The following is an 18,357-nucleotide window of genomic DNA, read 5'->3' as shown; positions in this document are numbered from 1 at the left end:
AACTCTTCTAGGCCTGATTTTTATTTTTAGTCGAATCGGGAGGCAGAGAACTCGCTTCATCTTCCAAGGATTCAACATCGCTGTATTCTTCGCTACTATTGAATAGCTGATCTGCATCCATGTCGCCAAATGCATCTTCCATTATATCTACCGACCATCCGTATTTTTCCTGATAATCGATCGCCTGAAACCCCATAAGGAAGCCAGCTAAAAGTCCGGGGCTATTCACTAAAAGCGTCCCAAACTGTTTCTTCAGATTATCTGGCAGATCGGCAAAGGCTTCGCCTTCTTTTAACCACAGAAGCTGCGCCATTGCAAAAAATGATTCTTCTGTCAAGACCTCTTCCCGTGTTTCAGAACTCTTTAGCTTACCCATGTCTTCTGCTTGTTCAGTGGTCATCACAGGAGTCGGCTCAGGCTCTGGAAGAATTGGGTGATCCACATCGACTGGGGTAGCTGTTACTACACTCTTCTCTTCAACTTTATCAAGCGCCTTCTCCATCTCTTCAGTATCGAGGTTAGCAGTGCCCTCAGTTCCATTTTCCACTAATGGAAGCACTGGCTTCGAGTCCGTTACAACAACCTCTTCCGTTTCAACTGCGCCCTTCTCCTTTTCAATCTCTGATACAGGAAGCTCTTCTTCAAAAAAGCCAAATAATTTGCTCAAATCCCCATCATCTAACACATCAGAGTCGCCAGTCAAGTCTTCTTCGTTTGAATCAACCTGTTCTTTATCCTCTGATTTAGTTAGCGGCACAAGCACCTCATCTTTTGGCGTTTGTTCAGTTAACTCATCAGTGACAGGAATCAAAATGGGACGAGCCACTTCACTAATTATATGTGCATTTTGAGGCTGCGCGGTTGTAAACGAATTAAGTAGATTAAGGCGATATTCACGATAAGAAGAAGAAATGACAGCCAAGACACGGTCGATCAAACTCGCCACTTTCCCTTCAATGAAGCTTAATCCACTACGCTTAGTTGCTTCACATCGCGAATTTTCAGCCATCAAAATGAGGTGATCAACAAAACCTAGTCTTTCAATTGCCACGTGTACACTCCAATTAAGTTATTATTTTAAAAATCCAAATTTTATTTAAATTTCAAATTTACTATAAAACATAATTATACAACAAAAACCACCGACTGTAAAATTAATTTATTGTAAATAGATCATAAATTCTATAAATCCGTTGATACAACCAAATTTATTATTTTGATTAACATTTTTTACTAGTAGAAGGCTTTATGAATGCGAAGTCGGGGAAATTCAGGCAGAGTAGGAGCGTGGGATGTCTTACGCTTGATACGTTTATCATGATAAAAATCCAGCCAGGCTGGCTTTTAGAAGACGATGCAGATTGACTTATTAAGCGTGATAAGGTCGTTTTTAGGCTCTTGCAAACGACTAGGTCTGCAAGAGCCTTGTACTTATGATTCTTGTCCAACTCCCGGCTGAGGAGTCATTCGTAAATAGGGCTTTATCTGGCGATATCCATTTGGAAACAGTTTTTTTAAGGTATTTTGATCTGTCACACTAGGCAAAATGACGCACTCATCACCCCATTTCCAATCGGCTGGCGTTGCGACGCTGTGATTATCAGTCAACTGCATGGAGTCAATCACTCTCAAAATTTCAGTAAAATTGCGGCCTGTTGAGGCAGGATAGGTCATCATCAGCCGAATTTTTTTAGAGGGATCGATAATAAAAACAGTTCTCACCGTAAAGGTGTCATTCGCTTTTGGGTGAATCATTCCGTAGAGATTGGCAATCTGCCCATTTTCGTCGCCGATCAAGGGAAAGTTCACACTTGTGTGCTGCGTTTCATTGATATCTTTGGTCCATTCGCTATGATCAACAACACTTCCCACGCTCAGAGCAATCAATTTGACCTTGCGCTTTTCAAATTGAGATTTTAAACGGGAGGCCAATCCCAGTTCTGTTGTGCAAACTGGAGTGAAATCTTTGGGATGCGAAAAGAATACGCACCAAGAATTTCCCAACCATTGATGAAAATAAAGAAGCCCATCGGTTGTTTGAGCAACAAAATCTGGCGCTACGTCTCCGATTTGCAAGCTTAGCTGCTGAGTTTGATTAGTCATATTTAATCCTCTTTTAAAGGGTATTCAAAAAACGAATCGTTTGCTGGGCAAAAACATCTAAATACTAAACATGGAGCTTCTCAGAAAAAACTCAGAGATCGGAGTCCTTGTCTGCAATAATAATGGGCAATTGTTGCTCTATCCATGCTTGCATGCCTCCTTTGATGTTAGCCACGTGATTAAACCCATATTTTTTCAATACCGAGGCGGCCGTTGAAGCTCGCATCCCACTGCGACACACAACTGCGATCAAGCGGTCTTCTGGAAGGCGGTGCATAAATTGGTACAAGTCATTTAACTCTACATGATAAGCATCCGCAATGTGCCCAGATCGCCATTCTGCATCTGTGCGCACATCTAAGATAACGACGTTTTCGTGGCTCTCTTTTAATCTTTGGGCCACGTCTTCGGCTGTCAGATAGCTAAGACAAGCCGGACGATCCAACACCTCTTCATCTTCTTCTTTTAAAGTGAGCGTGTAGAAAGGCTGATCAAATCCTATTAAACGCAGTTGATTAATGATCTCTGACATATGATTTTCACGGCCCGTAATGATGGCCAAAGGAATATTTTCCGGTATCATCCAACCCGCCCAATGGCAAAAAGAAGAAGTCACGGGAATATTAACCGACTTTTCAATGTGAAAGCGTGCAAAGGCTTCTGGATGGCGAATATCCAGTAAAAATAAGCCATCGGCATCCAAATCTTTGATATTCTTAACGGACTCTACTTTCAAGCTCTCTAATAAGGGAGGACCTTTCGCGTTTAACCTTTTCACCCGGCTAAAATAGGGCGGAACGGCTGGAAGATCTTGGCGAATCGCTTTTTTCCATTCTTCCTTTTGACTTAGAATGAGATAGGGATTACTGCTTCTTTCATATCCAATCGTTGAAGAGGAAATCCCACTCAAGGCCTTGCCACATAGAGACCCTGCGCCATGAGCCGGAAAAATTTCGGCTGAATCCGGCAAAGTGGCCAATGTTTCAAAAAGACTCTGATAAAGTCTTGATGACAAATTATCAAATTCCTTCTCACCTAATAAATCCGGACGCCCCACGCTGCCAACAAATAAGCAATCCCCCGAAAAAACAAACCAAGCAAGATCGGCATTGCGCGTTTCATCATAACAAGTCCACATGACATGCTCTGGAGTATGTCCCGGCGTATGCAATGCTTCCAACCGAAGTGATCCGATTTTCAAACTATCGCCATCTTTGACAACGTGATCTGCATAAGATGGAGTCCATTCTTCTCCTCCCATTCCCGATGCATAAATGCGGGGCCTCCCCTTCAGCTGTTGCTTTAGCTCAAGAGATCCTGAGACAAAGTCGGCATGCACATGCGTCTCTAAAATAGCAATAATAGTCAGTCCCGCGCTTTCTGCTGCCATAATGATTGGAGCTATGACCCGGGTTGGATCGATTACAACACATTCTTTAGATGCCTCATCTCCAACTAAGTAGGTATTAATTGCAAGGCCTGGAGTGTAAATTTTTTGAAAAAGCATAAAGAGAGTCGCTCTAATGGGTTAAAGTGTTGCTAACATTTCGAAGGCGCAAGGGAGTTCAAGAGTGATCTAATGCACCAGTTGTAACACAAAAAAAGATTTCATATACAATTCACTTCAAATTTCACTTCAGATAGTGTGTAGGTCATACGGTTAAGCAATTGATTAGAAAATGGCAGCGATTGCCTCGAATCGTTTTCTTTAGATCTTTTGTGTATAATCCATCGGCATGGTAAATAGTACAGTTAAAATTAAAAGATAGGTTTACCATGCGCACGCGATTCTTTCCATCCCTCCTGAGCTTTTTTTGCCTATTTGGACAGGCAAGCGAAGCAATGGACTTCCCTGAATTTCAAACAGTCTCCCATGTCGATTTAAACCGCTATATGGGGACATGGTATGAAATTGCGAGGCTGGATGAGCCCTGGGATAGAGGATGCTACCATAATCCAATTGCCATCTTCACCATGAAAAACGACGGCACTATTCACGTTCTCAATCAATGTGAAACCGATAATTTCTTTAATAGCACTCAAAAAGCAGAAGGAGTAGCAGAAGTCGTCGATAAGCAAAGCAATGCAAAGCTGAAACTCATTTTCCCCCGCTCGGAGCATTATAAAGGTTTGCCCATTGGAGATTATTGGATCATTCAATTGGCAGACGATTATAGCTATGCGGCAGTCAGCGACCCCGCTCAAAAGCATTTGTGGATTCTAAGCCGCACCCCCTCTCTTCCGCAAGACGTCTATCAAAGCATCTTAGACAAGGTCGTATTAATGATGCCGAACCTTAACGTGCTCAATGTCCTACGCACGCAACAAGACCCTTTAGATGCGCAAAAAGGGGCTAAGAAATAAAGCCTGTTAAAGAGTCGGGGAAGAAGCCCTTAAAAGAGCTTCTTCTCATCGCTTTTTCGCAAAAACTCACGTGAACCATTACATGTTATAACGATTTGGGTCGTTCTTGCGAGGAATCGTATCGATGAGGATATTGACAAGTTCCTCCCATCTCGCGCCTTGAATGGATGGCAGAATTAAAGGCAGCTGAATGCCGACCTTTTGGGCAAAATCTTTGACAAATTCAAGCTTTAGATTGTCCTTGGAAGACTCTTCTTTCATACTCGAGTTTACGCCACCCATGAATTCATCCCATATCCAGGATGTACGCCCCCTAATGGCATGAATCCCGGCTTTTAGCTCTTCATCGGTAAAAATGACCATCAAAAAATTTAAAGGATGGACTTTTTCAATGCGGTCACCAGCTTTTTTTAAAGAGGACTTAGAAGAAGCCAAGCTGACTAATGACTCTTTGGCAAGGGTAGTAACAATATAGCCGATGTCTTTTTTCTCTTGTTTAGATACACCCGCATAATAGTCGCGCGTCACACTTTTTTTCTTCACAACGATATCTTTATTGGAAAAAAAGAAATTGAGCGCCAATTCACTTTGCCCCGCACCAGAACTTGATGAAAGAGCATCTGTGCTGTAATAACTTTCTATCAACTCCATGACATCGTCAAATTTATCACATTGATCGATGTACACATTAGCTGCCTGCCCTTCTGAATCCACCAAAGTAATGCTCTTGCTTGAAACAAAAGTAGGTATGCATCCCATCATGAATGCATACAATAAAAATCTTTTAAATTGCTTACGCATATATCCTCCTTTAGCCGTATTTTCCCTCAACACCACTCTTGCATTACCCATACATACAAATAAATCGCACTGAAGGGAAATGGAAGCTATATAGGAGGAAAATGAATGTGGCAAGAAAAATTTTTCATCCACTTTTTAAGACGTTTAGCTCAATCTGCTTAGCCAAACGAAGGCTCTTGAGCCATAAAAAAGCCATAACTTGTAATCGTTGGGATTTGCGATCAGGCGGCTTAAGCAAGTTCTAGCAACCATAAATATCTTAAATCTCCGATTGCGTGCCAATCCTTAGGCGCTCATTCAATAGTTGAATGATAGATTTGCATGCAATCGAAGGGTATAATACCAACTCTAAAACAGATAGATTGCTTTTAAAGTTGCACCATACAAATTAAATTTTGTTTCTATAAAGTCAAAGGGGAAATTAACCCTCTGTCCATAATGGCGATACTCATAAAATGGAACCAGGCTAATAGCCATCTCATGGTTGCACCAGCATGAATAATAAGAAAGGGGGAGCTCTACACGATACTGAATTTTTTCATCATAGCATTGATGAATTTTTCCAAATTGGGGATCGTTAGAAACACAATTTTTGCCATCTAAAATGATGCGGGCCTTAAAATTAAGTCCTACACTAAAACAGGAAGAAACATAGATTTGAGATAAAAATCCAACTGGAATGTAAAGAAAACGGTTGTGGAAATGAAATCGTATGGGAGTTGGATGCTTATATTCATTTTTTTCCCAAAAACGGCCCACTCCAATGAAGGGGGTAAAAGAAGGACGCCATCCACACTTGGCAGCAAAGGTATATCCTATCCGTTCTTCTACATTGATATCTGTCAGGCTAGACTTTATGCGCTGATCCTCAACTTTGCCCTTAAGATCTCCATTGGCATAGAGAAAATCGAGTCCTACATAGAGTTTATAACGCTTAATCCGCTCGTAGCCAAGCCTTACGCCATAAAGATAGCCATCTTGCTCGGCCCCTGCTTTTTTTGTGCGTTTAACATAGTAAACTTCCGGCCCTATAAATAACTGATTGGCTCCATTCGAACAGCAATCCGCGTATAATGAGGGAAAAAAAGAAATTAAACAAAAGAAAATCGAAAAAGAGAATGTTTTACTTTTCATTTTAAAGCCGGTTGTTAGTCGTAGATTATTCTTGCGATCACGCTCATTATCCTCTAGAGCCATTTGGAAATTTAAATAAAATACCAAAGGTCTTTCACATAAACACCACAAAAAGATCAATTTCTTGCCTATTTCAAAAGGCTTTTTTCCAGTGCATCAACATGAAAACCCCTCAATAGAGGAGGTGTAAAAGCAGTTTTGTCAAGAGACCATTTATTGTCAATTAACTATTTTTTTGAAAGATGCTTACAATTGTGAAATACTTAGAACTAGGATTCCTATGACTAAAAAGGAACTTCTTTTACTATAACTGGCAGATTTTTTATTTTTCTAAAAGCTTTACATCATTAATTACAGGTTTTCACGATGGCCTTACCCATTCACAACCAGAGCCCATTTTTTTCTTTCGGCGATTTATCTCGCCTAATCATTCACTGGACTCCGCGCACTTGTGTGGCAGGAGTGGCCGGATTTTATAGCCTTGGAATTGCTTATGAGAAAGGCTTAATGGCAGCCATTGATCGGATAGCCATTCAAGTATTGCGCCATCATGTCGGCTACATGGGGCTCGGTGCCATCATGCCAACTTTTCAGTGGTACTCTGCCTGGGGCGTACGCCTGACCGCAGCTCTTTTGGCAGGCTTGGTCTATGACGTAACCGAACGGATTGCCTTGTACATCATTCGAAACTTTATCGCTCCAAATAATCCTCCGCCCTTTACTCCCCTTCCAAGGCCCGCTCTTTCCATCGAAAGAAAAGAGCGATCTTTGCCCCTTGATTGCGATCCTCTTAGCCAGAACTTGTAGCACCAGTAGCTCTACCCCCCAAGGAAGAGATCCCTCTTTTCCTTGGCTCTTTAATCTTGCCTCTTTTTATTAACCCGCCCTTACGCAAAGAAAGCACGCAGCGAGTGCGGCATTTAGGCTGGCCCAAAGCCGCTATGCGCGTAAGATGAGTTATTTGTTCACTTAATTCTCAAAAAAATTGCTTAAATCAACAAAGAAACAAAGAAACAAAGAAACAAAGAAACAAAGAATTTAATTAATAATTATCTGAATTATATAATAGATATAGAAGAGAATTAATTTATTAGCGTGAGGTTTTTTATGGTAGACAAAATCAGAAATAGTAATTTTATTCCTTTTTCAACTTCAGTAAAAGAAACTTCTAAAGAACAAGCACAGGAACCAAACGTCGCCCCCAGCGGGACTAATTATTTAGGTGGTCATTCGGTAAATTTACATTTAAAACCCCAGGATAGTTCGATTGGCAAGACTGTCCATGTCAAGCAGCAGGTTTTGGATGTTCCGGCTAAAAAAAGCCAGCCAGAGGCTAAATTAGCAGATCGAATCAGGGCTCCCTTCATATTTTTATTAAACGTTCTTTTTAAACTGGGTGTCTTTGACTATAAATTAAATCAGAAATCGGGTCATTTAATTGGGGACGATATTTTAAAAGAGTCCTCCATCCAAGATCTCCAAGATCTCCAAGGGGGCGTGTACTTCCAAACGGCCAAAATGCTGGTCGATGACATGGAAAAATTTGTGGATCCCGATGCCGAAGGAGAGGTATTGGAGATCGCCAAGCAGTATCTTCAGTCATGTAAAGAAAATTTTCCTGTTCTCATAGGCAACTTGGTGCGCAATCCGTTTTTAAATAAAGTCGTGGGTCTGATCTTAGGTACCAACAGTATTACGAATCAAATGGCGGCAAAATTTCAAAGACAAATTAAAGGTTTAGAGGAAGGAAAATCTCTTCTTTACCCTGTTAACTTAAAAACCCCTGGGGGTTTTCACACAATAACGGCGGCGGTGATGAGAGCTCCTGACGACGAAAAGGGGCAGCCGCGCTTTAACTTAGTCATTGGCAACGTGGGCTTGGGCCTGGAAAATCACCAATACGCCCATGTTAACAAAGAGGGAAAGCTGGACGTTTATGTCTATCCCTACATTTTAGAGGGAATGACTCTAGATCAAATAACTAATGAAGAGTTTTTACGAGGCTTCATCGCACAGTCTTCGTGTGCCGTCGATAATGATAATAAAGCTTCGCAGTTTTATGGCTTTTTGAAAGCTTACGCGCAGAATAACGACAATATCAAGCTCTTTAATCAGGAGACCGGCCATATCGATCGTGCCAAGCTAAATGAAAAGGGTAGGCATTATCAAAAATCGGGAACTTGTATCCTCAAAAGCCCCTCTTCAGCTTTAAAATTTATTCTTCCTACAGATGCCTATAAAAGGCTCATGTTCAAGTACAAACTTCACAATTGGATTGAATTGAACGAGGCTAAAAAAGGAAAGAGTAAAGGAGAGCCAACAATCGAATGGCTTCACAATCACGCCTTTAAAAAGCTGCAAGCACGCATCAAAAAACAGGCCAAGATTGAAAAGTCAACTCCCGAGGAAGTTTTTAAGAAGTACTTTAGCCCCGAGCAACAAACGACTTATTTTGCTTATTTGGCAATTGTTGAAAGAGAAAAATTGGGAGAATTTGAACAACTGGGATATCAACTATTGTAGAAAATTTATTTACTGCTAACAGGCTTCTCAGAAGTGGTTGGAGAAAAAGATAACCCTCGAACTGTTATCTACTCTTCAACCCTTTTTTTAGATTAGGGATAAGATCTGTTTAACATAGGCTGTCACTCAGGCCGAAAGAAATCACTTTTCTTCACACTCTTAGTTGAAATTGGCATGGATTTTGCTTAAGATAGAGTACGTGAGCGTTGTGAAAAAAAAGACAGGTAGAGATGGACCTCTACCTGTCGAAGAGCAAAGAAAGCTTAGTTAGCTTCTACACAAGAGTCTTGATTGCATGTTGGTTTACAAGTATGCTTGTAGTAGTACTTAGGTACATATTTGCAGCAACGCTCACAGCTATACTTTGGAACATAACGGCAGTGTTGTGTATAATAGTACTCTGGAACTTGGCGGCAGCATGTTTTGCAATAGTATTGTGGAACATAACGGCAGCATTGCTTTTCATAGTATTGTGGAACATAACGGCAGCACTTCTTCTGATAGTACTGAGGAACGTAGTTGCAGTGCCACTTGTTGTAGTAGCAAGGCTCATATTTGCAATATAGGCAATAGCAGTCACCTACTGGTTTTTCACATGGTTGAGCCTGAGCATAGTCTCCGCCAGTATCACCAACATAATTTACGTTTTGATCGGCACAGCCACCACCGCCGTATCCACCACCGGCATAGCCTCCGCCAGAATAGCCTCCGCCGCCATATCCTCCACCACCGTAATTGTAATCTCCACCTTCATAGCCTTGAGAAAAGCTATAAGAAGTCATAAAGCAACACAAAAATAGAGAAAAAAATAGAGCCACTTTTTTCATAACAACCTCCTATTTGCGGTTTGTATATCACTTTGATAATGCCTGCCAGTTCAACACTTGATAAGGTTCTGGCAGCTCTATCTCAAGGATCATATTTTCACATGTTTTGCCAAGCAAACTCATGCATGAAAAAATTACCTGTTAATCTCAATCTGTAATTTTTTTTGTAATTTTTTATACAAAAAAAATCTTTACTAGATGATCAAAAAATGTCAAAAATCTTCGCTTTTCACTAGGCATTTCAAGCTTTCAACTTTTTTCGTTTAAGGTTTAAAATTAAAGCTATTCGATTAAAAACAAAGAAAACGAAGAAAAACTCCCTTATAATCAAACTATTAGATCTATAAACCGTGCTATTTAAAGCATCTAGAGCGATATTTTTGAAGTGATCGTTAATCTAAAAACAGCCCCACACCTAAGAAAAACAATCTTTAACCCCTTATCAATAAGCCTATTATAAAAAGCGATCCTTCTAACTTTGTTTTTTGAAGGTTCACGTTCGATTTAATGTTGATTAGCCTTGAAAGGTTGCAAAATTCTTCTTACCTGGATTAATTCATTATCCTATTCTACTGGCTTTTGGGTGCTTTATCATTCACTAGGTCGTCTTAGAGTACTCTTCAATTTGATTTATCACTTAATAGGAATCTCTATAAAAGCTTAAAATCCACCTAACCCGCGAAGCGCTTATAACCTCGGTCGCAAAAGAGCTCACGAGTTAAAAAACTGGGACTTTTGGGGTTAGCGGGCAGCTTACAGGCTGCGGAAAAAAGAAAGAAGTTCCTGATTGACTTCTGCAGGCTGTTCTTCGTGCGGAATATGGGCTGCATGCTTAATTAAAGCGGAGCGAGCGGCCGGAATATCAGCAAGCATTTGCTTAAAGTGAATAATAGGAGTAATTTGATCTGCCTCCCCCCACACCACTAAAATTGATTGCTGCAGCTTCTTCAGGGACGTGTGTAAAGACATCATCGTTTGAAAATCAAAACGCTTAAGCATTTGAATGAAAGCCCTTTTTCCTCCCTTCGTATGATGAGGAAGTAGATAAGCTTGAATCTGCTCTTCAGAGAGTTTCGTTTTATCGTAAACGTTTTGACTAAGGAGCTTGCAAAATAGGCTTTCGTTAATAAAGGGATATAAACAAGGTCCCGCTAATCGTGCCAAAGAAACCAAATAAGAGGTTTTACCTGGATAAATTGCAGCATTTAACAGGCTTAAAGATCGCACTAGAGAAGGATTGGCCAGTGCTAAAGCAACAGCCAGGCTTCCTCCCATCGAGTTTCCAACCACATGCACAGAAGATATTTGTTTAGCTTGCATGAACGCTTGAATTTGCTCCAAAAACAATTTAAAGCTATAATCAATAGACGGCTTCGCACTCAAACCAAATCCCAGACAATCTAAGGCCCATACATGATATCCAGCATTAGCAAGAAAAGGAATTTGGTTACGCCAGGTATAAGAATAGCCTCCAAACCCATGCAAAAGCAGTACATGCTGCTCTCCTCTTCCTTCTTCTACATAGTGAATGGGGTAAGCTCCATGCGGAGTTTTCCACAACCAGAATAGTCGCTTTTCGCAAATCAATTGTTCTTCATACCAATTGAGCATGTTTTTTCCCCCTTCATTCCAGTGCTTTCATCATGTCGTCTTGCCAAAAATGATTAAAAACTTTTTGATAGGTTTCTTTGAGCTTCTACCTTTATTATTTGCCGCTCAGGATCTTCAACCCATGTTTAACACAGAGTCTTATACCTTAATCGCTGCTTTGTTTCCAAGGCTACTCGGTTTGATATATTTTTTTGCATTTGTTCCTTTTCTATTCCAAATTAAGGGGCTGATCGGCAACAAAGGAATCCTTCCCCTCTCCGATTACTTCGGCGCCTTAAAAGAGCGCTACCCGTATAAGTGTTATCTCTACGCCCCAAGCCTGTTTTGGTTGGCTCAAAGTAATGGCATGTTAATGACCATTACAGCCCTCGGAGCTTTATTTTCGCTTGGGCTCATGCTTGGAATATATCCTTCTCTCCTTCTTTTTTTAGTCTATATTTTTTATCTCTCGATCGTGTCGGCGGGCCAAGATTTTTTAAGTTTTGGCTGGGAAGGTTTTTTGCTCGAAATCACAGCCTATGCTTTTCTTTTAAGCCTCACTCCCGTTCCCAATTTATGGGTCTGGATCTGCATCAATCTATTACTCTTCCGTTTTCACTTTCAAGCCGGTGCCGTCAAATTGCAAAGCCATGATTCCACATGGGCCGATTTTACGGCTCTCGCCTATCACTACCAAACCCAGCCCATCCCCAATACGCAAGCCTGGTATGTACATAAATTCCCCTTGTGGTTTCACAAACTGTCGGCAGGTTTAATGTTTGCAATCGAACTCATCGTTCCTTTTGCTCTTTTTGGAACGGATGGCATGCGAGCAGTCGTTTTTGTGCTTTTTTTCGGACTTCAATTTTTTATTTGGATAACCGGCAATTTTTCCTACCTCAATCATCTGACAGCAATTTTCTCCACCATCCTGCTTAGCAATTATTTTCTTGATTCTTGGATTTCTCCACCCTCTACCCTTTCATCGCCGCTCTGGCTGGAAGTAGTGCTTTCCTTCATAGGAATCTTTTTTGTGGGCATGCAATTGATTCGCCTGTCCCATCATTTTTTTCCAAATCATCTATTTAAAAAGTGCCTCTATTGGTTTTCTTATTTTCACTTGGTCAATCCGTATGGAATATTTGCTGTCATGACTACTAAAAGACATGAAATCATTGTTGAAGGCAGCTACGATGGGGTAGATTGGAAAGAATATAGCTTCCCCTATAAACCATCCTCTGTAACAAGGCGGCCAAAACGCATTTCGCCATACCAACCACGTTTAGATTGGCAGGTCTGGTTTCTCCCTTTTACCAATTTTTATGCCGAACGTTGGTTCCAGCACTTTCTTTTCCACCTGTTGAAAGGGACGCCGGATGTACTCAAACTTTTAGATGAAAATCCATTTTCAGGCGCACCTCCAGCGTTCATCCGTGTAGTTTTATATGACTATGTATTTAGTAGTTTTAAAGAGAAGAAAGAAGAAGGAAGATGGTGGACTCGCAGCTACATGGGAATTTACAGTCCAACCATCTCTTTAAAAACACCCGAATCCTAATGTGCTTGCTCGGTCAAGGTTAAAATGTGGGCTTCTAAATCCTCCCGGCTTTCAATGTCGTCTGTCTGATTGATCACAAAACCTCGGTAAATAAAGACAAAGGTAGGCACATAGGCAGGCTGATACAAAGAAACTAAGTCATATTGAGCATCGTAATTGATTATCGCAAAGCGAACATCGCCATATTCTTGCGCGATGGATTGAAAGATTGGTTTAAAACGACTGCAGCAGCAGCACCAGTCCCCATAGATCATTAAAACGACAGGTTGTGCAGAACGGATGATTTCTTGATCAAAATTACTGGCGGTTATCTCAACCACCTTCAGCTCTACCTGCGAGCTTCCCTCATTAAGCACGGATGCATGACTGTTTGCAAAGAAACTGATTGCAACAATGGTTAGCCAAAGCCATTTATATTGATACACGCTCTCCTCCTTATAAAAAAAACTCTCTCTCTTCCTTTTTCTAATTCAATTTTTATTGTATTGCACGAAAAATTCAGAAAAGTTACTTCGAATGACAACTTAAAGGCGATCATGCTGGGATCGCCACAAATAGGAAATAAATATTGATATGGGCGACCTCTATCGAGCTTTTTGCATTCTATGCCTGCTTATTTGTTCTTACCCTCTATTTTCCTTTTCCTCTGAAGAAGATGATTTTCCCCAAGCACCTCTCATAAAAAAAAGCATTCAGGCTTTTATGCAGGAAAAAGATATTCCAGGAGTCTCCCTAGCCGTTGTTTATAAAGGACAGAGCTACCTATTTCAATTTGGATGGGCTGACAGGGAGCTGAAAAACCCGGTGGCCTCTTCCACTATTTTTGCAATAGGCTCGATTACAAAAGTTTTTACATCGACAGCCTTAGCCATTGAGGTCTTGGCGCACAAAACAACCCTCAACGCGCCTCTCATTAATTATTTACCGATAAACAAACAAAAGGTGCAAATAGGCCGCATCACCCTATTGGAATTGGCCACCCATACCTCTAGCTTGCCTCGCAGCCTTCCCCCTTTTAAAAACAAGAAAGAACAGCCAGCTTCTGTAAGGCAATTTCTCTCTCGCTGGACACCCTCTTATCCAATTGGAACCCGCTATGCCTACTCTAATTTAGGCTTCGGCCTATTGGGTGAAGCCGTTGCAAACGTCGCAGGAATGGGCTATGAGCAAACGATCGCACAATTTATCACGACTCCCTTGCAAATGGACTCCACATTTGCAGCCATCCCGCCCTCCTTAGCTTCTCGCTATGCACAAGGATACCTGCCAACCGGCGCCCGGATTCAGCATCCACCTCCTATTCAAACCCATCCTTATAAGCCTTCGTTTTTACCAGGAGGCGGGGCTTTGCGTTCGACGAGTCGTGACATGCTAAAATTTTTAGAGGCCAATTTAGGGCTGTCTGGTCCCGCCTATCTTCTACAAGCCATGCAATTAGCTCAGCAAGGATTCTTCAAAGTCAATCAACACCTTACTTTAGGGCTCGGTTGGCAACGATTCCAAAGCGCCCACGGTCTAATCTTGGATAAAAATGGAGGAGTCCCGGGCTTTTCCAGCTACATCGGTTTTAAACCCGAACAAAAAATTGGAGTTGTCATCCTTGCCAATAAGAGTAAAACACAAATCACATCAATTGGCCGTTTATTATTAAAACAACTCTCTTCAAGATAAATTTATTTGCTCTAAATATTTCTTCATTTTAAAATACAAACGCTCTTTTAATACTAAATAGGTTTACTCATGAATAAGCTTTGTCTTGCCATTACTCAATTAGCCTTATGCGTCTACACTTTTACTTTACCTGCACTTCACTACACCATTCAAGACTTGGGAACGTTAGAAAGCCAAGTAAGCCTAGTTAAAAAAATTAACAACAAGAACACCGTGATTGGAATTAAAGAAGATGAAGAGACATTATCATATTTTAGCTGGCATCCCTTGAATGGCTTGATCTCTTTTCCAGAAAGGTGCGTGAGAGTTGCTCCCTTCATCAACAACCATGATCAAGTTGCAGGAATGTTTTGGCATCGAACAGACTACTGGTTTGTAGAGAACCTCACTTCAAAAAACCTGTTTATTCGCGAATCAAATCAATCTTTTGCCAACATTGGCTACCCTGAAAAGTGGAAAAATGAGCAACTGAAAATGGAAGATTGGAAGACTCCGAATGCGTGGGACAACAACAAACTTTCCATTGTAGCCTTTAACGATCAAGGACAACTCTTCCTCATAAATTCCACTGATACACATAAAGCTACAAAGGGAGCCGTTTGGCAGAACGGAGAGTTCCATTATATTGATCCATCTAAATTGTGCCACCTATACGCAGCCAACAATCAGGGCATGATTTTGGGTAGGCGCTGGATTGAAAACGAACAAGGGAAATGCCCTATGCTCGGCTTATATGATTTTAATCATGACACCTTTTGCCCCATCATGAAAGATGTCGATATCATTAACTATGCTATCAATGATCGAGGCCAAGTCATTCTAGTAAAAGAACACTCTAAAGCTCTTGAAGGTTTACTGTGGGATGCAGAAACCGGATTCACAGCATTAGACAATTTTTATCCCATAGCTCTCAATAACAAAGATCAAATGATTGGTATGAGCATGCAGGATGAGGCTTTTCGTTTTGTTTTGTGGAATAATGGTGAGACCATCGATCTTGGGGAAATGCTCGACTTAGAAAACTCCCATACTGCTTGGGCACGCATAAAGAACCTCGAAGATATCAACGACAATGGCTATATCATTGGAGAAGGATTATATGACGGCAAGATGCATGGATTTGTCCTGATTCCCTCTAGAGATGTAAAATAATAACCTTAGATTCGACTCGCGCAAAAAGGCTCTTGAAAGCAATTTTAAGAGCCTTTTTGCTATTACGAGAGTTAATTATAAATCATTTTGATGGTCATTCCACCATCGACTATGAAATTTTGGCCCGTGATAAATGAAGCTTGTTCTGAGATCAGAAAGCTCACCAGATTGGCAACGTCTTCAGGCTTGCCGACCCTCCCAGCCGGATGCTGGGCATGATCGCTTGTTTTAAGTTTTTCATGCTGCGTATCGATCCATCCGGGGCTTATGCAATTCACTCTTATGTCAGGTCCAAGCGTCACTGCCAGTTCATGCGTCAAAGAAACAAGCCCGCCTTTTGAAGCTGCGTAGGGTTCGCTATTGCCTTCCGACTGCAAGGCTCTCGTAGAAGCAATGTTGATGATATTACCCTTATTTTTTTTTAGATGGGGAACTGCGTATTTGGTACTGAGAAAGGCTCCCGTCAAATTAGTGGCAAGATAATCATTCCACATGTCGAGAGTGATTTCCTCGAAGGCAACGGCTGCATTTGGAACGATAGCTGCATTGTTAATCAAGCAATCGATTCTCCCAAAGTGATCGATTCCTCTCTGGATCATATGCTTAATCGATGCCTCGCTCTTGACATCGGTTTTGATAAAAAGAAGCCTTTCGGGATCCTTCAAATCAAAACATTTATCGGAAGGATTGATTTCCGCAATAATGACCCGCATCTCTTGAGAAAGTAAGTGAAGAGCAATCTCTGCTCCAATTCCCTTTCCTCCACCCGTTACTATGGCTACTTTAGAGTGTGTCACACTTGGCTCTCCTTGTTGTTGGTCTCAATGATACAACTCCTTCATTCCTATTTCCTTAATATTTAGTTATATCTTAAACGTTTGGATTTTTAAATCTCTTAAATGGAATATCCCCTCTTCCCACCATTTTGCCCTTTATGTTAGATAGAATAAAAGACCACAACCAAAGGAGTGTTATATGGCGCATAAGAAAAAAAAAGATTTTGACGATCCTCAACCGCTCAATTTTGATCACGATGAAGCAAGGGGTCCGAGCGATCACCTGAAAAAACCGTTTATGACGCCTGAAGAAGAAAGAGGTGATAATGAAGACGATCAGTATTACGATGAAGAAGAGGCCTTAAGCCCCGAAGAGACAGAGCTTCGTAAAAAAGAGGACGACCTTTCCAAGACTTAAACACTTCTCTCTTCCAGCTTTTTTAGAAATAGAGCGGCGCGAGACAGTGTCTCACCTTTTAACATGACGGCATAATAGAATAGGGAATGGAGCCCCATTTACTTCGGCTTTTCTTCAGATTACTGCAGCGATTGTCATGTATGAGTAATCCGGGGAAAAGCCGTATCCCACAATTCACGACTGGCAAACTCCGTCATAACCTCTCCAACTATCCAATTCCTTTTTTAATTTTCAGCTCTTTCTTATAGACACGAAAGTAAATTAAGTAGTCTTTTTAAAGCGAGGTGGACGTTTTTTAAATATCCTCTACTATCTTTATTTGCATAATTAGCATATAATGAATAAAAAGGGGTTTAGTATGGATCCATTATCAAACCAAATTCCTTATTCGCAATACGATATTGAGGTTTTTGCCTATCAAATCCCTCATAAGCATATCATTCATCAGCAAGTGGAAGTCCAGCCACTTCCAAATCCCCTCCAAATGATGAGTACGGAAGAGGCTAAGCAAGCAGAGCTCAATAAGAAAAAAGCCAAAGAGCAGAAAGAAAAAGAAAAAAAGAAAAAACAGGGTAAATGAGCAAGGTAAAAGCCACCTTACCTCTCTAGATCCTTTCTTATTATCACCCAAAATTATTGTTTTTCCACTGCTCTAAGGTGGCCATCATCCGCTTTGCGTGACTTCCTTCCCAATACATTTTTTCACAATGAGAGCAATAGCGGATGGTAAGACCTCGTTGCAAAATATCGTCTGGAACAAAGAGCAAAGAAGACTTGGCTAAAACAAGAGGCTGATTGCACAATAAACAGCGCGAGAGAGAGGAGCTTTTAACCAATCAATAGGATGCTTCACCGTTAGTTCACGCACACAAGCCTGAATATCGTTAGCCTCCAGCCAAATAATATCCCCTTGCATCGCAAGAAAGTGGCGATCTCGCGAAATGAGCCATCTCTTTTCCTTTTGCGCAAGAAGCAAAAGAGAGCGATCTGTGATAGGCTCTTCGACCATATGGGTATCGTACCCTGCGACCCTCAGCCATCTCCCAAGCCTTGTCAACATTTGATCGCAAAGAAAAAGACGCTCATCTAAGCGTTTATTTCCCTCCTTTAATTCCATCGCTACCTAGCTATTTTTGGGTAGTAAAAAAAATTGAGCCTGTTTATCTATTAACCAGACATTACCCCCGTCTTATTGACTCAAAAAAAATAGGTAAGTCAGATGCTAACTTTCATCAATAGGAAATAAGACATGAATCAAGTTTCGGCCCTGCGATGGCTTCTCATCTTTCTCGTCTGCTTCGGCGTTTATTTCATTATCTCTTACAAGCAAATTGCCGAGAGAGAGGCACGCTTTCAATCGATTGAGCAATCGATCAATAAAATCGAGCAGGAAATCCAACAGCTGAGAGAAGAGATCAAGCAACGCTAGAAGCTCTTGCA

At 41.1% G+C, this 18,357-nt stretch carries 20 protein-coding genes; 9 read left to right on the top strand and 11 right to left on the bottom strand.

Annotation, left to right across the window (positions count from 1 at the left end; all coding sequences use genetic code 11):
- Positions 1-7: 7 nt before the first annotated feature.
- The 3 genes from PNK_RS05490 to PNK_RS05480 form a co-directional block, all read right to left on the bottom strand.
- On the bottom strand, positions 8-1,051 hold the full coding sequence (locus tag PNK_RS05490; RefSeq protein WP_059060795.1) for a hypothetical protein: 1,044 nt from the start codon (positions 1,049-1,051) through the stop codon (positions 8-10).
- Positions 1,052-1,431: 380 nt separating this feature from the next.
- Positions 1,432-2,103, bottom strand: a complete 672-nt coding sequence (locus tag PNK_RS05485; RefSeq protein ID WP_032125538.1) for a peroxiredoxin — start codon at positions 2,101-2,103, stop codon at positions 1,432-1,434.
- Between the two features lie 91 nt (positions 2,104-2,194).
- Complete coding sequence (locus tag PNK_RS05480; RefSeq protein WP_059060793.1) at positions 2,195-3,610, bottom strand: MBL fold metallo-hydrolase; 1,416 nt, start codon at positions 3,608-3,610, stop codon at positions 2,195-2,197.
- A 269-nt stretch (positions 3,611-3,879) separates the two neighbouring features.
- Here PNK_RS05480 and PNK_RS05475 point away from each other — a divergent pair, with 269 nt between their 5' ends.
- Positions 3,880-4,467, top strand: coding sequence for a lipocalin family protein (locus tag PNK_RS05475; protein ID WP_051981957.1), 588 nt, complete (start codon positions 3,880-3,882; stop codon positions 4,465-4,467).
- A 78-nt stretch (positions 4,468-4,545) separates the two neighbouring features.
- On the opposite strand, the gene PNK_RS05470 is transcribed toward PNK_RS05475, so the two are convergent.
- Entirely contained in the window at positions 4,546-5,268 is a 723-nt protein-coding gene (locus PNK_RS05470) for a DUF8085 domain-containing protein (RefSeq protein ID WP_059060791.1), read from the bottom strand.
- A 348-nt stretch (positions 5,269-5,616) separates the two neighbouring features.
- Positions 5,617-6,402 carry a hypothetical protein gene (locus tag PNK_RS05465; RefSeq protein WP_158021712.1) on the bottom strand — a complete coding sequence of 262 codons (786 nt, stop codon included), beginning with the start codon at positions 6,400-6,402 and terminating at the stop codon, positions 5,617-5,619.
- A gap of 366 nt (positions 6,403-6,768) precedes the next feature.
- Between PNK_RS05465 and PNK_RS05460 the strand changes: the two genes are divergently transcribed.
- Together PNK_RS05460 and PNK_RS05455 are read left to right on the top strand one after the other, a co-directional pair.
- Positions 6,769-7,209 carry a hypothetical protein gene (locus tag PNK_RS05460; RefSeq protein WP_059060787.1) on the top strand — a complete coding sequence of 147 codons (441 nt, stop codon included), beginning with the start codon at positions 6,769-6,771 and terminating at the stop codon, positions 7,207-7,209.
- Between the two features lie 300 nt (positions 7,210-7,509).
- Positions 7,510-8,925: a CBS domain-containing protein gene (locus PNK_RS05455; RefSeq protein ID WP_059060785.1), complete on the top strand. Its 1,416-nt coding sequence runs from the start codon at positions 7,510-7,512 to the stop codon at positions 8,923-8,925.
- A gap of 263 nt (positions 8,926-9,188) precedes the next feature.
- Here PNK_RS05455 and PNK_RS13020 read toward each other — a convergent pair whose 3' ends face one another.
- Together PNK_RS13020 and PNK_RS05445 are read right to left on the bottom strand one after the other, a co-directional pair.
- Positions 9,189-9,752, bottom strand: coding sequence for a hypothetical protein (locus PNK_RS13020; protein WP_079992820.1), 564 nt, complete (start codon positions 9,750-9,752; stop codon positions 9,189-9,191).
- A 753-nt stretch (positions 9,753-10,505) separates the two neighbouring features.
- Positions 10,506-11,363 carry an alpha/beta fold hydrolase gene (locus PNK_RS05445; protein WP_059060782.1) on the bottom strand — a complete coding sequence of 286 codons (858 nt, stop codon included), beginning with the start codon at positions 11,361-11,363 and terminating at the stop codon, positions 10,506-10,508.
- 121 nt (positions 11,364-11,484) lie between these two features.
- Here PNK_RS05445 and PNK_RS05440 point away from each other — a divergent pair, with 121 nt between their 5' ends.
- Positions 11,485-12,900, top strand: a complete 1,416-nt coding sequence (locus tag PNK_RS05440) for a lipase maturation factor family protein (protein WP_032126040.1) — start codon at positions 11,485-11,487, stop codon at positions 12,898-12,900.
- On the opposite strand, the gene PNK_RS05435 is transcribed toward PNK_RS05440, so the two are convergent.
- A complete protein-coding gene (locus tag PNK_RS05435) occupies positions 12,897-13,325 on the bottom strand; it encodes a thioredoxin family protein (RefSeq protein WP_059060781.1) in 429 nt (142 codons plus the stop codon). The two genes, PNK_RS05440 and PNK_RS05435, sit on opposite strands and share 4 nt — an antisense overlap.
- Positions 13,326-13,473: 148 nt before the next feature.
- On the opposite strand from PNK_RS05435, the gene PNK_RS05430 reads away from it, so the two are divergent.
- On the top strand, positions 13,474-14,571 hold the full coding sequence (locus PNK_RS05430; protein WP_059060778.1) for a serine hydrolase: 1,098 nt from the start codon (positions 13,474-13,476) through the stop codon (positions 14,569-14,571).
- Positions 14,572-14,640: 69 nt separating this feature from the next.
- On the top strand, positions 14,641-15,723 hold the full coding sequence (locus PNK_RS05425) for a hypothetical protein (RefSeq protein ID WP_032125531.1): 1,083 nt from the start codon (positions 14,641-14,643) through the stop codon (positions 15,721-15,723).
- 71 nt (positions 15,724-15,794) lie between these two features.
- Here the strand turns inward: PNK_RS05425 and PNK_RS05420 are convergent, their stop codons facing one another.
- Positions 15,795-16,520, bottom strand: a complete 726-nt coding sequence (locus tag PNK_RS05420; protein ID WP_059060776.1) for an SDR family oxidoreductase — start codon at positions 16,518-16,520, stop codon at positions 15,795-15,797.
- A 178-nt stretch (positions 16,521-16,698) separates the two neighbouring features.
- On the opposite strand from PNK_RS05420, the gene PNK_RS05415 reads away from it, so the two are divergent.
- Positions 16,699-16,917, top strand: a complete 219-nt coding sequence (locus PNK_RS05415) for a hypothetical protein (protein WP_059060773.1) — start codon at positions 16,699-16,701, stop codon at positions 16,915-16,917.
- A gap of 358 nt (positions 16,918-17,275) precedes the next feature.
- Positions 17,276-17,497 carry a hypothetical protein gene (locus tag PNK_RS05410; protein WP_032125528.1) on the top strand — a complete coding sequence of 74 codons (222 nt, stop codon included), beginning with the start codon at positions 17,276-17,278 and terminating at the stop codon, positions 17,495-17,497.
- Between the two features lie 43 nt (positions 17,498-17,540).
- Here the strand turns inward: PNK_RS05410 and PNK_RS13980 are convergent, their stop codons facing one another.
- Together PNK_RS13980 and PNK_RS05405 are read right to left on the bottom strand one after the other, a co-directional pair.
- Positions 17,541-17,684 (bottom strand): Mut7-C RNAse domain-containing protein, encoded by a 144-nt coding sequence (locus PNK_RS13980; RefSeq protein WP_420885359.1) that lies wholly within the window; start codon positions 17,682-17,684, stop codon positions 17,541-17,543.
- An 11-nt stretch (positions 17,685-17,695) separates the two neighbouring features.
- Positions 17,696-18,034, bottom strand: a complete 339-nt coding sequence (locus PNK_RS05405) for a DUF5615 family PIN-like protein (protein WP_059060771.1) — start codon at positions 18,032-18,034, stop codon at positions 17,696-17,698.
- A 132-nt stretch (positions 18,035-18,166) separates the two neighbouring features.
- Between PNK_RS05405 and PNK_RS05400 the strand changes: the two genes are divergently transcribed.
- Positions 18,167-18,346 (top strand): hypothetical protein, encoded by a 180-nt coding sequence (locus tag PNK_RS05400; protein WP_032125526.1) that lies wholly within the window; start codon positions 18,167-18,169, stop codon positions 18,344-18,346.
- The last annotated feature ends 11 nt before the right edge of the window (positions 18,347-18,357 follow it).

It is taken from the genome of Candidatus Protochlamydia naegleriophila (assembly GCF_001499655.1).
Lineage (GTDB): Bacteria > Chlamydiota > Chlamydiia > Chlamydiales > Parachlamydiaceae > Protochlamydia > Protochlamydia naegleriophila.
This window is presented reverse-complemented; position numbering and strand designations above follow the sequence as displayed.

What these genes read in the sequence shown, in the direction of transcription:
- PNK_RS05485 (WP_032125538.1), bottom strand. Translation starts at nt 2,103, where the DNA reads ATGACTAATCAAACTCAGCAGCTAAGCTTGCAAATCGGAGACGTAGCG.
- PNK_RS05480 (WP_059060793.1), bottom strand. Translation starts at nt 3,610, where the DNA reads ATGCTTTTTCAAAAAATTTACACTCCAGGCCTTGCAATTAATACCTAC.
- PNK_RS05475 (WP_051981957.1), top strand. Translation starts at nt 3,880, where the DNA reads ATGCGCACGCGATTCTTTCCATCCCTCCTGAGCTTTTTTTGCCTATTT.
- PNK_RS05470 (WP_059060791.1), bottom strand. Translation starts at nt 5,268, where the DNA reads ATGCGTAAGCAATTTAAAAGATTTTTATTGTATGCATTCATGATGGGA.
- PNK_RS05465 (WP_158021712.1), bottom strand. Translation starts at nt 6,402, where the DNA reads ATGAAAAGTAAAACATTCTCTTTTTCGATTTTCTTTTGTTTAATTTCT.
- PNK_RS05460 (WP_059060787.1), top strand. Translation starts at nt 6,769, where the DNA reads ATGGCCTTACCCATTCACAACCAGAGCCCATTTTTTTCTTTCGGCGAT.
- PNK_RS05455 (WP_059060785.1), top strand. Translation starts at nt 7,510, where the DNA reads ATGGTAGACAAAATCAGAAATAGTAATTTTATTCCTTTTTCAACTTCA.
- PNK_RS13020 (WP_079992820.1), bottom strand. Translation starts at nt 9,752, where the DNA reads ATGAAAAAAGTGGCTCTATTTTTTTCTCTATTTTTGTGTTGCTTTATG.
- PNK_RS05445 (WP_059060782.1), bottom strand. Translation starts at nt 11,363, where the DNA reads ATGCTCAATTGGTATGAAGAACAATTGATTTGCGAAAAGCGACTATTC.
- PNK_RS05440 (WP_032126040.1), top strand. Translation starts at nt 11,485, where the DNA reads ATGTTTAACACAGAGTCTTATACCTTAATCGCTGCTTTGTTTCCAAGG.
- PNK_RS05430 (WP_059060778.1), top strand. Translation starts at nt 13,474, where the DNA reads ATGGGCGACCTCTATCGAGCTTTTTGCATTCTATGCCTGCTTATTTGT.
- PNK_RS05425 (WP_032125531.1), top strand. Translation starts at nt 14,641, where the DNA reads ATGAATAAGCTTTGTCTTGCCATTACTCAATTAGCCTTATGCGTCTAC.
- PNK_RS05415 (WP_059060773.1), top strand. Translation starts at nt 16,699, where the DNA reads ATGGCGCATAAGAAAAAAAAAGATTTTGACGATCCTCAACCGCTCAAT.
- PNK_RS05410 (WP_032125528.1), top strand. Translation starts at nt 17,276, where the DNA reads ATGGATCCATTATCAAACCAAATTCCTTATTCGCAATACGATATTGAG.
- PNK_RS05405 (WP_059060771.1), bottom strand. Translation starts at nt 18,034, where the DNA reads ATGGAATTAAAGGAGGGAAATAAACGCTTAGATGAGCGTCTTTTTCTT.
- PNK_RS05400 (WP_032125526.1), top strand. Translation starts at nt 18,167, where the DNA reads ATGAATCAAGTTTCGGCCCTGCGATGGCTTCTCATCTTTCTCGTCTGC.